Raw genomic sequence first — 14,360 nt, 5'->3', positions numbered from 1 at the left:
ATGACACACGTCGTCTCCGAAGCCTGCATCCGTTGCAAATACACCGACTGCGTGGACGTTTGCCCCGTCGACTGCTTCCGCGAAGGTCCCAACATGCTGGTGATCGACCCGGACGAATGCATCGACTGCGCGGTCTGCATCCCCGAGTGCCCGGTCAACGCGATCTACGCCGAAGAAGACCTTCCGGCCAACCAGATCGCCTTCATCAAGATCAATGCCGAGCTTGCCTTGGCCGATGGCTGGAAGAGCATCACCAAGCGCAAGCCCGCTCTCCCCGACGCTGAGGAATGGAAAGACAAGACCGACAAGGTCGGGGAGCTGGTGCGCTGAGCGCGCTGCCTGCCCCCATCGAAACCGACGCGCTGATCGTCGGTGCAGGCCCTGTCGGGCTGTTCCAGGCCTTTCAACTGGGCCTGCTTGAAATCTCCTGCCACATCGTCGATGCACTGCCCGCCGCGGGCGGCCAGTGCGTGGCGCTCTATGGCGACAAGCCGATCTACGACATTCCCGGCACGCCGGTGACCAGCGGGCGCGATCTTGCGCAGTCGCTGCTCGCGCAGGTGGTGCCGTTCAAGCCGCAGTTTCATTTCGGCGAGCAGGTCGCCACCTTCGCTCGCCAGGCCGACGATCGGCTGCTGCTGACCACGTCGGCCGGCAAGGCGTTCCTCGCGAAGACGGTGTTCATCGCGGCCGGCGTCGGCGCCTTCGTGCCCAAACGCATCACGGTCGACGGCATCGCGCAGTTCGAAGGCACGTCCCTCTTCTATCACCCCGAATCGCTGGACCGCTTTGCGGGGCAGACGGTGGTGGTGAATGGCGGTGACGACATTGCACTCGAAACCGTCGTTGCGCTCACCGCCATCGCTAGGCAGGTCACGCTGGTCCATCGCCGTGACGGCTTCCAGGCCAGCGAAGCGAATATCACCGCGATGCGCGCCCTCGTGGCCGCCGGCAAGCTGACCTTCAAGGTCGGCCAGCCAACCGCCTTCGACGGCAAGCAACTGCAGATCACCACGCCCGATGCCACGACCGTCGACCTGCCGCTCGACGCGCTGGTCGCTTGCCTGGGAATCTCGCCGCGCCTCGGCCCCATCGCCGACTGGGGCCTGGAGCTCGAGCGCAAGCAGGTGCCCGTCGACACCGAGAAGTACGAAACGCGCGAGCGCGGCGTGTTCGCTGTGGGCGACATCAACACCTACCCCGGCAAGAAGAAGCTCATCGTCTGCGGCTTCCACGAAGCCACGCTGGCGGCCTGGGGCGCCGCCGCCATCGTGTTCCCGGGCAAGGCGGTGCCGCTGCAGTACACGACCACCAGCACGCGGCTGCACGAGCTGCTGGGCGTGGCTACTTCGCGCTAGACAACAGCGCGCGGTACTCGCTGATGAAGCTGCCGATGGCGGCGATGTAGCCGTCGATGTCCGCGTCTGTCACCGGCAGCGAGAGCACGACGAAGCCGCGCGGCGACGTGTAGATACCCCGGCTCAGCAGGTGGAAGAACAGCAACTGACGCAGGCGCCCGTCAACTGCCGCCAGATCGGCCACGCGCCGAACCTCACCGCCGACGAAATGCGCATTCATCAGCGAGCCAACGCCGGTGAACTGCATCGCCACGCCCTCCTTGCCGCACAACGCATTGAGCCGCGCGCGCATCGCCTCGCCGCGTTCGGCCAGCGCACCGGCCGCCTCGGGCGTGAACAGCTTCGTGAGCCCCGCATACCCGGCCGCCATCGTCATCACGTTGTTGTTGAACGTGCCCGAATGCGCGAGCGCGCCGGTGCGTGGGTCGAACTGGGCCATCACGTCTGCGCGTCCGCCGAAGGCGCCGAACGACATGCCGCCGCCGATGTACTTGCCCAGCGTCGTGAGATCGGACTTGATGCCCAGCTTGTTGGCCAGCCCCTGCGGTGCAAGGCGCGAGGTCATCACCTCGTCGAAGACCAGCAGCGCACCGACCTTCGTTGCGCCATCCCGCAGCGCCTGCAGGAAATCTAGGCGCCCCGGAATGCATCCGCTCGCACCTTGCATAGGCTCGACCAGGATGGCGGCGATCTCCGGGCCGTGCCTGGCGATCTCTTCGCTCGCGCGCTGCGCATCGTTGTAGGGCAGCACGAGAAAGTCGAACGGCACGGTCGTCGGCGAAGGCTTGTCGCCGAAGCCAAGCACCCCGCCGTGATAGCCGCCCGAGAACACCACGATCTTTCGGCGCCCCGTGAAGTGAAGCGCGGCCGTGAGCGCCATCAGGTTCGCCTCGGTGCCCGAGTTGGTGAAGCGCAGCTGCTCGATCTGCGGAAAGCGCTCGCAGATGGTCCTTGCCAAGCGGCCTTCGAGCAGGTTGTGGCCCGTGAGGTTGATGCCGCTCTGCATCGCCTCGATCACGGCATCGCGGATCTCGGGCGCCGAGTGGCCGTAGACGCCGGCCGTGTACTCGGCGATGAAGTCGGCATACCGATGACCGTCCGCATCCCAGAGCGCTGCCCCCTCGCCCTTGGCGATGGTGAGCGGGAACGGCGCATAGAACAGCACCGAGCGCGTGTTGGCGCCGGGCATGTAGCGCGTCTGCTCGTCGAAACGGCGCCGGCTCTCGGGATTGCCTTCGGTAAAGCGTTGATGCGCCCCGGCGAGGGCTTGGTCGATGGCGGCGTCGGTCATGGAACGGTCCTTGAAGGTGGGTTGGCGCTTTGGCCTGATTAATTGATCACTGCTCAATTAATAATGTTTATACAATCAATTCGCCCGCCGCACAACGCCATTTCCTCCATGAAAAAGACCGCCCCCGCGCCCAAACCCAAGACCGCCGGTCGTCCCACCGGCGGCGGCGCGCTCTCGAAACGGCTCATCGCCGAAGCCGCGCTCGCGCACATCGACGAATTCGGCCTGGGCGCCTTCAGCATGCGGGAGATCGCGGCCAAGCTCGGCGTGTATCCGGCGACGGTGCACTGGCACGTCAGCACGCGCGAAGCGCTGCTCGCCGAGGTCGCCGCCACGGTGATGGCAGAGGTCACCCCGCCGACGGAATTGCTCTGGCAGGAATGGATCGCCGAACTGTTCCGCCGCTGCCGCGCCACGGTGCGTCGTCATCCGAACGTGGCGCAGTTGCTGGGCGCGCAGTTGGTGTCCAACGGCAGCCTGCAGACCGAACTGGTCGAAGGCGTGCTGGAGGCGCTGACGGAGGCCGGCTTCGAAGGCCAGTCGCTGCTGGAGGCTTACAACTGCGTGATCGCGGCGATGCTGGGTTTCCTGACGATGGAGTTCTCCCCCCTGCCCGCCGACAACACCCAGGCCTGGGCCGAGGAGCTTCGCGAGCGCGTCCACACCATCCGCCCGCTCGACCATCCGGTGCTCGCGCGCAACCTGCCGCTGCTCGCCAACAACGCCTTCATCGTGCGCTGGGACAACGGCACCACGGTGCCGCTGGACAGCAGCTTCGAGCGGCACATCCAGATCACCGTCGATGGGCTGGAAGCGTTCGCGCGCAGGGTCAAGGGTTCGCAGAAGTAGCGGGGTCTGGCGGCTCCAGCAGCTCGTACAGCACCATGCGCGTCTGCCGGCCGCGCAGTTCGATCGATTCCTCGATCCGCCGCGTGGCGAGTCGCCCGTCCAGCCCCTCGAACGTCGCCTCCGAGATCAGCGTGCGCGTGCCCAGCTGTTTGTTCGTGCCCTCGATGCGGCTCGCCACGTTGACCACATCGCCCAGCGCGGTGTAGGACAGCCGGTCGCTCGAACCGAGCACGCCCGCGATCACCACCCCTGTGTGGATGCCGATGCGCGTGCGGAACTCCTGCAGGCCCTCCTCCCGCCACTTGCGGTTGAGCGCCTTCATCTCCTCATGCAGCGCGAGCGAGGCGATGCAGGCCTGGTACTTCGCATCCGGCAGGTCGGCCGGTGCGCCCCAGAGCACCATGATCCCGTCGCCCATGAACTTGTCGACCACGCCGCCGTGCCGTGCGAACACGCGCGTGGCGAGGTTGAAGTATTCGGTGAGCTGGCGCATCAGCACGCCGGCTTCCATCGACTCCGAGATGCTGGTGAAGCCTTCCACGTCGGTGAACATCGCGGTCACGCGCCGCGGCGAACCGTTGGGCGCGAGCGCATGGCCTTCGGCGACGAGCTGCTTGATCACATCCACCGGCACGAACTTGCTGAAGGCCCGCAGGCTGCGCGCCGAATCGTCCAGCGCCTGGCTCAGGTTCTGGATCTCGAACACCCGGCTCGACTCGCGCGGCAGCGCGTCCAGTTCCAGCCGCCCGATGCGGCGCGCCGTGCGCGAGAGGTTCTCGATCGGCGCGGTCACCAGCTTCGACAAACGCAGCGAAATGAAGAGCGACACGGCCAGGAAGCTCAGCGTCAGCAGCAGCGACCAGAGCACGTTGCGATGCAGCCCGCCGAGCAGTGCGTCTTCGGGCTCCCAGCTGACGAGCCGCCAGCCGGTGGACGGAATGTGCGATGTCTGCACCTGGTAGCGCGCCCCGCCGTGATCGAGCGCGAAGGCCATGTCTTCGGTCCAGCCCCGGCTGCCGCTGGCCAGCATGTGGGCGTGCAGCGCGCCGAGCACGCCGCCGTCGGGGTCTTCCAGCACACGGATGAGGTGGGGGTTGTCGCTGCGCGCGATCACGTGATGGTCGGCGCTCAGCAAGGCGCTGTGGCCATGGCCCGTGCCGCCGAACAGGCGCACCAGGCTGGAGAGATGCCCGAGCGACACGCTGGCGGACACCACCAGCGTCTGCGTGCGGCCTTCGTCATCGCGCCGCCGGCTGGGCCGCGCGTGGCTGACGCCGAGTTCATTCTCGGCGGGGAGCACGAAAGGCGATGTCCACACCGGGCGCTGCGCCTTCATCGCCTGGACGAAATCTTCGTCGCTCGTCGGGTCGTCGTCGCTGCGGAAGGACTCGACGCGGGTTGTCTCGTAGCGTTGCCGCGGGTCTTCGTCGCCGTCGCCATCGGGCGGCTGCTTGTATTCCCAGGTCTCGGTGCTGAAGTCGGCGTCGCGCAGCACCTGCCGCACCGCCGCCTCCGGGTAGCGCATCGCCATCAGCAGGTGCCCGTCGTCGCTGGCTACGTCGATGCTGTCGAGCTCGGGCGTCTGCTCCAGCGCAGCCCAGAGCAGCTCGGCGGTCCGGTCGCCGTCATGGCCTGCCGGATGCAGGCTGGGCGTGTGCGCGATGGCGCGCACCAGCGCCTCGGACTTGGCGAGGAAGGCGAGCACGTTGTCCTCGACGCGGTCGTGGTTGACCTTGTGCGCCGACTCGCCGACCTTGGAAACCAACTGCTCCGCGCCCCAGTAGCCGAAGGCCACGAGCAGCATCGACTGAAGCAGCGCGACCGCGCAGATGATGGTGCCGACGTCGACCCGGAAGCGGCGCAGGCGTGCGCGGGGTGAAGGGGAAGTCGCGGCCGGTGCCTGCGCCGGGCCCCGCTGCTGCGTGAAGTCGTCTGTCATGTGCGGGGGGTCCTCCTGCGCATTCGGGTGCGCTTGTATGGCGGTGATTTTCTCCGCCCTGCGCGTGGCCTGGGTTTCCATGGTCGTGTGCTTTTGCGGCAGGGGATAAAATCCGCCCCGCGCTTCGGCTTGCCGGGGCGCATCGCTAGGGGTGTCGAACCGGAATCCGTTCCGGGGCTGACTGAGAGAGTCCCTTTGAACCTGACTGAGGTAATCCTCGCGCAGGGAAGCTGGTCCGGCGGCCTGTCACGTTGTCTCGCGTGGCGGCAGCGCTGCTGGAGCCTCGCCCACCTGCCAAACCTTTTGCACTGGAGCAAACGGATGGCACACGACGACAACGACAACAACGGAATTTCCTCTGCCGGCAACGAGGCGCTGACGCCCCTGCCCGCGTCCCGCCGCGTGTTCGGCTGGAGCGACCACGCCTCGCTCTGGTTCAGCCTGGGCGTCGGGCTGCTGGTGATGCAGATCGGCGCGTACCTCGTGCCGGCCGTGGGCACGCGCGATGCAGCGCTGGCGATTGCGCTCGGCTCCGTCATCGGCGCGGGTCTGCTGGCCTGGACCGCGCGCCTGGGCTGCGAAACGGGCCTCGCAAGCGCGGGCCTCATGCACGCGACCTACGGCAGCGCCTTCGCGCGGCTGCCGGTGCTGCTCAACATCGTGCAGCTGGTGGGCTGGACGACCTTCGAGCTGGTGATCATGCGGGAAGGCACGCAGGCCATCGGCCAGGTCGCCTTCGGCGCTTCGCTCGGCAGCTTCTGGGGCGGCGTCTTCACCACGCTGCTCTGGGGCGCGGTGCTGCTGGCGCTGCTCGCGGGCTCGATGGTCAAGCTGGTACGTCGCTTCGTGAGCCGCTTCGGTCTGCCGCTGGTGGTGATCTCGCTGCTCTGGCTGACCTGGCAGTTCGCGACGCGGCTGCAGGCCAAGGGCCTCGACGCCTTCTGGGCGCGCCCGGGCGACGGCAGCATGGGCATGTTCGGCGCGCTCGATCTGGTGATCGCGATGCCGGTGTCGTGGCTGCCGCTGGTGGCCGACTACGCGCGCCACGGCAAGCGCAGTACGGGGGGCCTCGGCAGCGCCTTCAGCGGCACCTGGATCGGCTATGCGCTCGCCAACATCTGGTGCTATGCGCTCGGCGTGATGGTGGTGAGCGTGGCCGAGCCGGGCACGGGCTTGGTCACCGCGCTGCTGCTCGCGCAGGGCGGGCTGGTGGCGCTGGGGCTCATCCTCATCGACGAGCTCGACAACGCGTATGGCGATGTCTATTCGGGTTCGGTTTCCACGCACAGCCTCCTGCCGCGATGGAGCGTGAAGCGCTGGGGCCTGCTGCTGGCCGCACTGTGCATCGCGCTCGCGCTGGTCCTGCCGATGCACACGCTCGAACCTTTCCTGCTGCTGCTCAGTTCGGTGTTCGTGCCGCTCTACGGCGTGATCCTCGGGCGGCTCGGCAGCGGGCGAAGCGTGGCATCCGTCGGCACGCGCCAGATCGACTGGGCGGCGGCGCTGATCTGGATCGCGGGTATCGCGGCCTATCACGCGCTCGCCAAATGGGCGCCGCAGTTCGGCTCCGCATTGCCGACGCTGGCCGCGACCTTCGTGCTGGCCTGGATCAGCCGGCCAAAGCTTTCGCCGGCAGCGGCAGCCGGTGCATCGGCACTGGCGCAAAGCCGTGGTTGAGCGGACCGTGGCCCGCGCCGACCTGCACATCCGCACCGGCGGCCATCGCGCCGAGGATGTAGGCGCGCGCACGTTCGACGGCTTCGGGCAACTTCAATCCCAGCGCCAGGTGCGCCGCGATGGCGGACGACAGCGTGCAGCCGGTGCCATGCAGGTTGCGGCTCGCGATGCGCTGCGAGGCCAGGCGCTTGCGCGTGCCGTCCGCCTGCAGCAGCACGTCGACCACTTCATTGCCGGGCAGATGGCCGCCCTTGAGCAGCACGGCCTTCGCGCCCATCGCCAACAGTTCGTCGGCCGCGCCGTCGAGGGCCTCGATGCCATCGATGGCATGGCCGATCAGCAGCGCCGCTTCATCGAGATTGGGCGTGACCACCACGGCGCGCGGGAACAGCTCGCGCACCAGCACCTGCACGGTTTCCGAGGCGATCAGGCGATCGCCGCTGGTGGCGACCATCACCGGGTCGAGCACCACGTTCGGCAACTTGTAGTGATCGATGGCCCAGGCCACCACCTCGACCACTTCGGGCGCATGCAGCATGCCGAGCTTGACGGCATCGACGCCGATGTCCTCGACCACGGCCTGGATCTGGGCCTTCAAAAATTCGGGCGGCACGCCATGGATGCCCGAGACGCCGCGCGTGTTCTGCGCGGTGAGTGCGGTGATGGCCGTCATGCCGTAGCAGCCGAGGGCCGCGAAGGTCTTGAGGTCGGCCTGGATGCCGGCACCGCCGCCGCTGTCGGAGCCTGCGATGGAGAGCACGCGTGCGTAACGCAGGGGTGCCTGCGGTGCGGGAGATGGTCCTTGGGTCATGCGGAAAATTATCGGCGACCCACGCTTCGGCCCGAGCCACGGCTGTCTTGCTCCCTCTCCCCTTGGGGAGAGGGCTGGGGTGAGGGCCAACGGCGATGGCAAAGGCCGCGTGCTTGCAAAGGCCCATGCCCTCACCCCAACCCTCTCCCCAAGGGGAGAGGGGGCAACAACCTCAGAGCCAGACCATGAACGTGCCATTTCAAACTGCGGCCGTCATCGGCGCGGGCCTCATGGGTCGCCTGATGGCGGTCACGCTCGCGCAGGCGGGTTGCAAGGTCGCGCTGTACGAAGCCGGCAGCCCCGAAGCCGAAGGCGCAGCCGCGCGCGTGGCGGCGGCGATGCTCGCGCCGCTGGCCGAATCGGCCGTGGCGCCGGTGTCTGTCGTGCGCATGGGCCACTACGCACTGTCGCGTTGGCCCGAGCTGCTCGCGCCGTTGGCGCAGCCGGTGTTCTTCCAGCGCGAAGGCACGCTGGTGCTGTGGCACCGGCAGGACGCGACCGAAGCCGCGCGGCTCGAACGCGTGCTCGCCAACACTGGTGCGCAAGTGCCCGAGCTGGCGCCGATGCAGGCGCTCGACGGCGCAGGCATCACCGCGTTGGAACCATCACTCGGCCAGCGTTTCGCCAAAGGGCTGTTCCTTCCGGGGGAAGGCCAACTCGACAACCGTGCGCTGCTCGCGTCGCTGCTCGCCACGCTCGAGGCCAGCCCGAACGCCACGCTGCACTGGCAGTCGCCACACGTACCCGCTGACTTCGTGCCCGGCACATCCGGCCAGCCCGACTGGGTGATCGACTGCCGCGGCCTCGGTGCGCGCCCGCAATGGCGCGCGTTGCGCGGTGTGCGCGGCGAAGTGATCCGCGTGCATGCGCCCGAGGTCACGCTGCAGCGCCCGACCCGGCTCGTGCATCCGCGCTACCCGCTCTACATCGCGCCCAAGCCCGGCAACCTCTTCGTGATCGGCGCGACCGAGATCGAATCGGACGACATGTCGCCCGCCAGCGTGCGCTCCACGCTCGAACTGCTGAGCGCGGCCTATGCGGTGCACAGCGGTTTCGCCGAGGCGCGCATCGTGGAGATCGCCACGCAGTGCCGCCCCACGCTGCCCGACAACCTGCCGGCCATCCGCCAGCCGCAGCCGCGCGTGCTGCAGATCAACGGCCTCTATCGCCACGGTTTCATGATCGCCCCGGCCCTGCTCGATGCGGCGATGGAGTTGCTCACGCATGGCCACTCCGCACTCGCGCAGGGCTTCGGCATGGACACCACGACATCCGACGACGCATGACGACGATGAACATCCTGATCAACGACAAGCCCTACACGCTGCCCGACAACGCCACGCTCACCGACGCGCTGGCCGCGCTCGAGGCCGTGCCGCCCTTCGCGGTGGCGGTGAACCGCGAGTTCGTGCCGCGCTCGGCCTACGCCGCGCGCGCGCTGCAGCCCGAGGACCGCATCGAAGTGATCCGCCCCGTGACGGGCGGCTGAAAAAAGATTGGAGACAACACCATGACCACCCCACCGAACGACCCGCTGGTTCTGTATGGCCAGACCTTTCAAAGCCGCCTGCTGCTCGGCACCGCGCGCTACCCCTCGCCCGACCTGCTCGAAGCGGCCGTGAAGCGCGCGAAGCCCGCGATGCTCACCGCGTCGCTGCGTCGCCAGACCGCGAACCAAGGCCCCCAGGGCTCGGCCGGCAACGACACGAGCAGCGGCTTCTGGGCGCTGCTGCGCAAGCTGGCCGTGCCCGTGCTGCCCAACACCGCCGGCTGCCACAGCGTGCAGGAGGTGATCGCCACCGCCCACATGGCGCGCGAGCTGTTCGACACGCCGTGGATCAAGCTCGAACTCATCGGCGACGACTACACGCTGCAGCCCGACACGCTGAACCTGGTCGATGCCGCCTCCCAGCTGATCCGCGACGGCTTCCAGGTGCTGCCCTACTGCACCGAAGACCTGGTCGTGTGCCAGCGGCTGGTCGACGTGGGCTGCCAGGCCGTCATGCCGTGGGCGGCGCCCATCGGCACCGGCCGTGGACCCGTCAATCCGTATGCGCTGCAGGTGCTGCGCGAACGGCTCAAGGTGCCGATGCTGGTCGATGCAGGGCTCGGGCTGCCTTCGCACGCGTGCCAAGTGATGGAGTGGGGCTACGACGGGGTGCTGCTCAACACCGCCGTTGCACTCGCGCAAGACCCGGTCGCGATGGCCGGCGCCTTTGCCGATGCGGTAGGCGCCGGCCGCACCGCGTGGCGTGCCGGCGCAATGGCCGCGCAAGACTCCGCGCAGCCCAGCACGCCGGTGCTCGGCACGCCCTTCTGGCATCACGCGGGATGAGCGGCGTGAGCGACATGAACGACGCACGCGCCATCGCCCATGCCATCGTCGCGGCGCACGGGCTGCGCTTCGGCGCCATCACCGCATCGACCGTGGGCGCAACATCCTTCTCTTCGAACGACGCGGTTTATCGCGGTGCCAAGCAGGCCTGCACCGCGCTCGGCTTCATCGAGGTCGATGCCGAATGCCTCGCGCTTGCCTGGCACGCGCAGACCGAACGCATCGGCCATTTCGACGCCGCCCGTTGGCCCGATGCGCCCGCCGACTTCGGCATGCGCTCGTTCCCACCCGCCGCGCGCGACGACGCCTTCCTGCCCTGCCCCGAACGGCTCGGCCTCTACGCGGTGTTGCCCGATGCGGCGTGGGTCGGCCGCATGGCGCGCGCCGGCGTGCCGACGGTGCAGCTGCGCTTCAAGTCAGACGATGCCGCGGCCGTCGAGCGCGAGGTGCAGGCGGCCGTAGAGGCCGTGCAGGGTACGGGCGCGCTGCTCTTCATCAACGACCACTGGCAGGTCGCGATTGCAGCGCGCGCCTACGGTATCCATCTCGGCCAGGAAGACCTCGATGCCTTGTCGCCGGACGAGCTGCAGCAGCTGCGCGCCTCCGGCCTGCGCCTGGGCGTCAGCACGCACGGCTATGCCGAGATGGTGCGTGCCGATGCGGTGAGTCCGAGCTACATCGCGATGGGCGCGGTCTATCCGACCACGCTCAAGAAGATGGCGACCGCGCCGCAAGGCGTGGCACGGCTCGCGGCGTACGCGCGCCTGCTGCGCGGCTATCCGCAGGTGGGCATCGGCGGCATCGATGCGGTGCGGCTGCCCGAGGTGCTGGCCACAGGCGTGGGCTCGGTCGCGGTGGTGCGCGCGCTGGTGACAGCCGCCGATCCCGAGGCCACGGCCGCGCAATGGATGGCGGCCATGGGCGCGGCCATCGGCAACTGAATACATCAAACAATCAATGACTCAACGACGCTTTTCACATTCCCTGGCCCTGACGCGCTCCCCTATCTCGCGTGCTGTTGCCGCCGTGTTTTTCGCGGCCGCCTGCAGCGCACATGCGCAGCAGGCCGCGCTGCCCGAAGTCGTCGTCAATGAAGGCGCGACGGCGCCGCAGGCCGATGTCAGCGGCTTCGGCGACGTGCCGCTGCGCGAGCTGCCGCTGTCGGCCACGGTGATCGACAGCAAGCAGCTCATCGGCAGCGGCGCACGCCGGCTCGCCGATCTCACGCAGTTCGATTCGTCGGTGACCGATGCCTACAACTCCGCCGGCTACTGGGACTACCTCACCGTGCGCGGCTTCGTGCTGGACAACCGCTTCAACTACCGGCGCGAAGGCCTGCCGATCAGCGCCGAGACCTCGATCCCGCTGGACAACAAGGAGCGCGTCGAGATCCTGCGCGGCACCAGTGGCATCCAGGCGGGCACCAGCGCGCCGGGCGGGCTCGTCAACTACGTGGTGAAGCGCCCGACCGAGCTGGACCTGCGCACGGTGCGCATCGAGACCACCAGCCGCGGCAGCGTGCTCGGCGCGCTCGACCTGGGCGGCCGCTTCGGCGAGAACCGCCAATTCGGCTACCGGCTCAACGTGGCGAGCGAGAACCTGAAGCCGCTCACGCACAACCTGGACGGCAACCGCAACATGTTCTCGCTCGCGGCCGACTGGCGCATCACGCGCGATTCGGTGCTGGAGTTCGAGATCGAGCAAAGCCGCAAGACCCAGCCGAGCCAGAACGGCTACAGCCTCCTGGGCAGCGTGCTGCCTGCGCCGGTCGATCCGCGCATCAACCTCAACAACCAGCCGTGGTCGCAGCCCTCGGTGTTCAAGGCGCTGACCGGCACGGTGCGCTTCAGCCAGGCGCTGAATGCCGACTGGCGCTGGAGCGCACAGATCGGCCAGCAGCGCCTGAAGACCGACGACCGCCTGGCCTACGCCTTCGGTTGCGGCGCCGAAGGCAACTACGACCGCTACTGCTCGGACGGCACCTTCGACGTCTACGACTTCCGCAGCGAAAACGAACGCCGCACGCAGACCGCGGGCAGCCTGAACCTGAAGGGCAACGTGATGACCGGCAGCGTGCGGCACGAGCTGGGCTTCGGGCTGCTGCAAAGCCGCGTGCGCAACCGCTTCCAGGACCAGGCCTACAACTACGTCGGCACCGGCAACATCTGGGCGACCGCCGTGGTGCCGGCCGATCCGACGCTCACCGACTTCAACACGAACCGCGACGAACGCTCGACCGAACTCTCGGTGCAGGACGCGATCCGCTGGAACGACCGCTTCACCACGTGGATCGGCGCGCGCCACACGCGGCTCGATCGCCAGAGCATCCGCACCGACGGCTCGCGCCCTACGGGCTACAAGGACGGCATCACCACGCCGTGGATTGCGGCCAGCTACGCGATCCAGCCCGGACTGCTCGCGTATGCGAGCTGGGGCAAGGGCGTCGAATCGCAGGTCGTGCCGAACAAGAGTTCGCAGTACAGCAACGCCGGGGATGCGCTGCCCGCGCTCAGCTCGCGCCAGTGGGAACTGGGCATCAAGGGCGGCAACGACGCCTTCAACTGGCAGCTCGCGTGGTTCGACATCTCGCGCCCCATGACCAACCTGGATGCGTGTAACCGCCTCGGCATCACGCCATGCGAAGCGAAGTACGACGGCCGTGCGGTGCACCGCGGCCTCGAAGCCGGCGCGCAATGGACCCAGGGCCCCTGGCGCATCGGCGGCAGCATGACGCTGATGGATGCCAAGCGCCGCGGCAGCATCGTCGAACCGGCAAGCAATGGGCAGTGGCCGACCAACGTGCCCAAGCAGGTGCTGCGCGCGCAGGCGGCGTATCGCGTGCCCTCGGTGCCCGGACTCGAAGTGGCGGGACAGCTCTCGCACGAAGGACGGCGCAACGTGCTTGCCGATGGCTCGATCACGCTGCCCTCGTGGACGCGCGTCGATGCGGTGCTGCGCTACGACACGAAACTGCGCGGCGTGAACACGAGCTGGACGCTGGCCGTCGACAACCTGTTCGATCGCCGCTACTGGAAGGAATCGCCCTACCAGTTCGGGCATGTCTATCTGTTCCCTGGCGCGCCGCGCACGCTGCGTCTGGGCCTGAGCGTCGCGCTGTGAACATGCGCGAAGCAAACTTTTTTGCGCAAAAGTTTCGGAGGCTTGAGAAGGCCAAAAAAACCGCGCTATAATCTGAGGCTTGTTCCTCGATAGCTCAGTTGGTAGAGCGCCGGACTGTTAATCCGTAGGTCCCTGGTTCGAGCCCAGGTCGAGGAGCCACTACAAGCCGCAAGGCAACTGGATGCCCCGCTACTCAAAAGGTAGCGGGGCATTTTCACTTGTGGGCCGCTTGTTTGACGCTCGGCACCGCCGCTAGACTCGTACCTCGTCCGTCCACCGAATCGAGGTCTTCATCCATGAACAACACGAGTCGATACGAATTCAGCCTGCCCCTTTGCAGTGAAGCGCAGCAACTGCAGGTCGAGCAAGTGCTCAAGCTCCCCGGCGCGATCACCACGGCAACGGTCAACCGCAGCATGGGTTCGGCCGGCGTGACCGTGCAGGCCACCTTTCTTCCGGCCCACTCTCCCGCGCTCATGCAGGCCGAGGTCATTGCGCGCATCTCGCCCATCGGCCTTCTGCCGATGCGAGTGCCGGGCTGATCAACAAAGCAAAAGCGAAACGAAGCCGGCCACGGGATAAATTCTTACCTGCAGTTTCCAAAGACGCCCATTCCTCGACGCTGAAATCTCGTCAGACTCCGAGCACCGAAAGGAGGAGACGAAGGATGACGCGAAGCGAATTCAATGCATTGTCGAAACGCGCCAGGTTGAGGGCCACGCTCTCTCGCGATGCCGCATACATGGTTCTCGTCGGCGGCGTGCGCCCCGGCATTGCGGCCCGCGAGGTCGGCACCACCCCGCAGGCCCTTACCAATACGCTGCGAAAACTGAGGGACGCCATGAAGGAGTCCACCGCCCACAGCCGCACGCATGCCGCTGCGGACCATCACGTAGGGAGTTGACCGTCAGTTCGATCGTCCAGTAGGGCGAACGCCAGGCGGATTCCAATACAGTCCTCACCATGCATTTCAAGCCGCA

General features: G+C 67.5%; 14 protein-coding genes, 1 tRNA gene and 1 riboswitch. Of the genes, 12 read left to right on the top strand and 3 right to left on the bottom strand.

What is annotated here, in order from left to right; all coding sequences use genetic code 11:
• Both fdxA and VARPA_RS13085 read left to right on the top strand, forming a co-directional pair.
• Positions 1–330 carry a ferredoxin FdxA gene (gene fdxA / locus VARPA_RS13090; RefSeq protein ID WP_007839295.1) on the top strand — a complete coding sequence of 110 codons (330 nt, stop codon included), beginning with the start codon at positions 1–3 and terminating at the stop codon, positions 328–330.
• Complete coding sequence (locus VARPA_RS13085) at positions 288–1,358, top strand: NAD(P)/FAD-dependent oxidoreductase (protein ID WP_013541042.1); 1,071 nt, start codon at positions 288–290, stop codon at positions 1,356–1,358. The genes fdxA and VARPA_RS13085 overlap by 43 nt, the downstream gene beginning before the upstream one ends.
• Here the strand turns inward: VARPA_RS13085 and VARPA_RS13080 are convergent.
• Positions 1,345–2,649, bottom strand: a complete 1,305-nt coding sequence (locus VARPA_RS13080; protein ID WP_013541041.1) for an aspartate aminotransferase family protein — start codon at positions 2,647–2,649, stop codon at positions 1,345–1,347. The two genes, VARPA_RS13085 and VARPA_RS13080, sit on opposite strands and share 14 nt — an antisense overlap.
• Before the next feature lie 108 nt (positions 2,650–2,757).
• Between VARPA_RS13080 and VARPA_RS13075 the strand changes: the two genes are divergently transcribed.
• Positions 2,758–3,498: a TetR/AcrR family transcriptional regulator gene (locus tag VARPA_RS13075; RefSeq protein WP_013541040.1), complete on the top strand. Its 741-nt coding sequence runs from the start codon at positions 2,758–2,760 to the stop codon at positions 3,496–3,498.
• On the opposite strand, the gene VARPA_RS13070 is transcribed toward VARPA_RS13075, so the two are convergent.
• The gene (locus VARPA_RS13070; RefSeq protein ID WP_144298970.1) at positions 3,479–5,437 is read right to left on the bottom strand and encodes an adenylate/guanylate cyclase domain-containing protein; all 1,959 of its coding nucleotides are present in this window, start codon (positions 5,435–5,437) and stop codon (positions 3,479–3,481) included. The two genes, VARPA_RS13075 and VARPA_RS13070, sit on opposite strands and share 20 nt — an antisense overlap.
• 137 nt (positions 5,438–5,574) lie before the next feature.
• A riboswitch (TPP riboswitch) is annotated at positions 5,575–5,682 on the top strand.
• A 76-nt stretch (positions 5,683–5,758) separates the two neighbouring features.
• Between VARPA_RS13070 and VARPA_RS13065 the strand changes: the two genes are divergently transcribed.
• Complete coding sequence (locus VARPA_RS13065; RefSeq protein WP_013541038.1) at positions 5,759–7,114, top strand: purine-cytosine permease family protein; 1,356 nt, start codon at positions 5,759–5,761, stop codon at positions 7,112–7,114.
• Here VARPA_RS13065 and thiD read toward each other — a convergent pair.
• Positions 7,047–7,925 (bottom strand): bifunctional hydroxymethylpyrimidine kinase/phosphomethylpyrimidine kinase, encoded by an 879-nt coding sequence (gene thiD, locus VARPA_RS13060; RefSeq protein ID WP_013541037.1) that lies wholly within the window; start codon positions 7,923–7,925, stop codon positions 7,047–7,049. The two genes, VARPA_RS13065 and thiD, sit on opposite strands and share 68 nt — an antisense overlap.
• A 185-nt stretch (positions 7,926–8,110) precedes the next feature.
• Here thiD and VARPA_RS13055 point away from each other — a divergent pair, with 185 nt between their 5' ends.
• From VARPA_RS13055 to VARPA_RS13020, 8 genes are all read left to right on the top strand, one after another.
• Positions 8,111–9,211 carry an FAD-dependent oxidoreductase gene (locus VARPA_RS13055; protein ID WP_013541036.1) on the top strand — a complete coding sequence of 367 codons (1,101 nt, stop codon included), beginning with the start codon at positions 8,111–8,113 and terminating at the stop codon, positions 9,209–9,211.
• Positions 9,212–9,216: 5 nt separating this feature from the next.
• Positions 9,217–9,414: a sulfur carrier protein ThiS gene (gene thiS, locus VARPA_RS13050; protein ID WP_041943555.1), complete on the top strand. Its 198-nt coding sequence runs from the start codon at positions 9,217–9,219 to the stop codon at positions 9,412–9,414.
• 21 nt (positions 9,415–9,435) lie between these two features.
• Positions 9,436–10,260: a thiazole synthase gene (locus VARPA_RS13045; protein WP_013541034.1), complete on the top strand. Its 825-nt coding sequence runs from the start codon at positions 9,436–9,438 to the stop codon at positions 10,258–10,260.
• Positions 10,257–11,201, top strand: coding sequence for a thiamine phosphate synthase (gene thiE, locus VARPA_RS13040; RefSeq protein ID WP_013541033.1), 945 nt, complete (start codon positions 10,257–10,259; stop codon positions 11,199–11,201). The genes VARPA_RS13045 and thiE overlap by 4 nt, the downstream gene beginning before the upstream one ends.
• Positions 11,202–11,217: 16 nt before the next feature.
• The gene (locus VARPA_RS13035) at positions 11,218–13,380 is read left to right on the top strand and encodes a TonB-dependent siderophore receptor (RefSeq protein ID WP_013541032.1); all 2,163 of its coding nucleotides are present in this window, start codon (positions 11,218–11,220) and stop codon (positions 13,378–13,380) included.
• An 83-nt stretch (positions 13,381–13,463) separates the two neighbouring features.
• Positions 13,464–13,539 (top strand) — tRNA-Asn (locus VARPA_RS13030).
• 137 nt (positions 13,540–13,676) lie between these two features.
• Positions 13,677–13,922, top strand: a complete 246-nt coding sequence (locus tag VARPA_RS13025) for a hypothetical protein (protein ID WP_013541031.1) — start codon at positions 13,677–13,679, stop codon at positions 13,920–13,922.
• Between the two features lie 125 nt (positions 13,923–14,047).
• Complete coding sequence (locus VARPA_RS13020; RefSeq protein ID WP_013541030.1) at positions 14,048–14,284, top strand: hypothetical protein; 237 nt, start codon at positions 14,048–14,050, stop codon at positions 14,282–14,284.
• Positions 14,285–14,360: the final 76 nt, after the last annotated feature.

It is taken from the genome of Variovorax paradoxus EPS, from assembly GCF_000184745.1.
GTDB lineage: Bacteria > Pseudomonadota > Gammaproteobacteria > Burkholderiales > Burkholderiaceae_C > Variovorax > Variovorax paradoxus_C.
The sequence above is the reverse complement of the archived record's forward strand: the minus strand, read 5'-3'. Positions and strand labels throughout refer to the sequence as shown.

What these genes read in the sequence shown, in the direction of transcription:
- fdxA (WP_007839295.1), top strand. Translation starts at nt 1, where the DNA reads ATGACACACGTCGTCTCCGAAGCCTGCATCCGTTGCAAATACACCGAC.
- VARPA_RS13085 (WP_013541042.1), top strand. Translation starts at nt 288, where the DNA reads ATGGAAAGACAAGACCGACAAGGTCGGGGAGCTGGTGCGCTGAGCGCG.
- VARPA_RS13080 (WP_013541041.1), bottom strand. Translation starts at nt 2,649, where the DNA reads ATGACCGACGCCGCCATCGACCAAGCCCTCGCCGGGGCGCATCAACGC.
- VARPA_RS13075 (WP_013541040.1), top strand. Translation starts at nt 2,758, where the DNA reads ATGAAAAAGACCGCCCCCGCGCCCAAACCCAAGACCGCCGGTCGTCCC.
- VARPA_RS13070 (WP_144298970.1), bottom strand. Translation starts at nt 5,437, where the DNA reads ATGACAGACGACTTCACGCAGCAGCGGGGCCCGGCGCAGGCACCGGCC.
- VARPA_RS13065 (WP_013541038.1), top strand. Translation starts at nt 5,759, where the DNA reads ATGGCACACGACGACAACGACAACAACGGAATTTCCTCTGCCGGCAAC.
- thiD (WP_013541037.1), bottom strand. Translation starts at nt 7,925, where the DNA reads ATGACCCAAGGACCATCTCCCGCACCGCAGGCACCCCTGCGTTACGCA.
- VARPA_RS13055 (WP_013541036.1), top strand. Translation starts at nt 8,111, where the DNA reads ATGAACGTGCCATTTCAAACTGCGGCCGTCATCGGCGCGGGCCTCATG.
- thiS (WP_041943555.1), top strand. Translation starts at nt 9,217, where the DNA reads ATGAACATCCTGATCAACGACAAGCCCTACACGCTGCCCGACAACGCC.
- VARPA_RS13045 (WP_013541034.1), top strand. Translation starts at nt 9,436, where the DNA reads ATGACCACCCCACCGAACGACCCGCTGGTTCTGTATGGCCAGACCTTT.
- thiE (WP_013541033.1), top strand. Translation starts at nt 10,257, where the DNA reads ATGAGCGGCGTGAGCGACATGAACGACGCACGCGCCATCGCCCATGCC.
- VARPA_RS13035 (WP_013541032.1), top strand. Translation starts at nt 11,218, where the DNA reads ATGACTCAACGACGCTTTTCACATTCCCTGGCCCTGACGCGCTCCCCT.
- VARPA_RS13025 (WP_013541031.1), top strand. Translation starts at nt 13,677, where the DNA reads ATGAACAACACGAGTCGATACGAATTCAGCCTGCCCCTTTGCAGTGAA.
- VARPA_RS13020 (WP_013541030.1), top strand. Translation starts at nt 14,048, where the DNA reads ATGACGCGAAGCGAATTCAATGCATTGTCGAAACGCGCCAGGTTGAGG.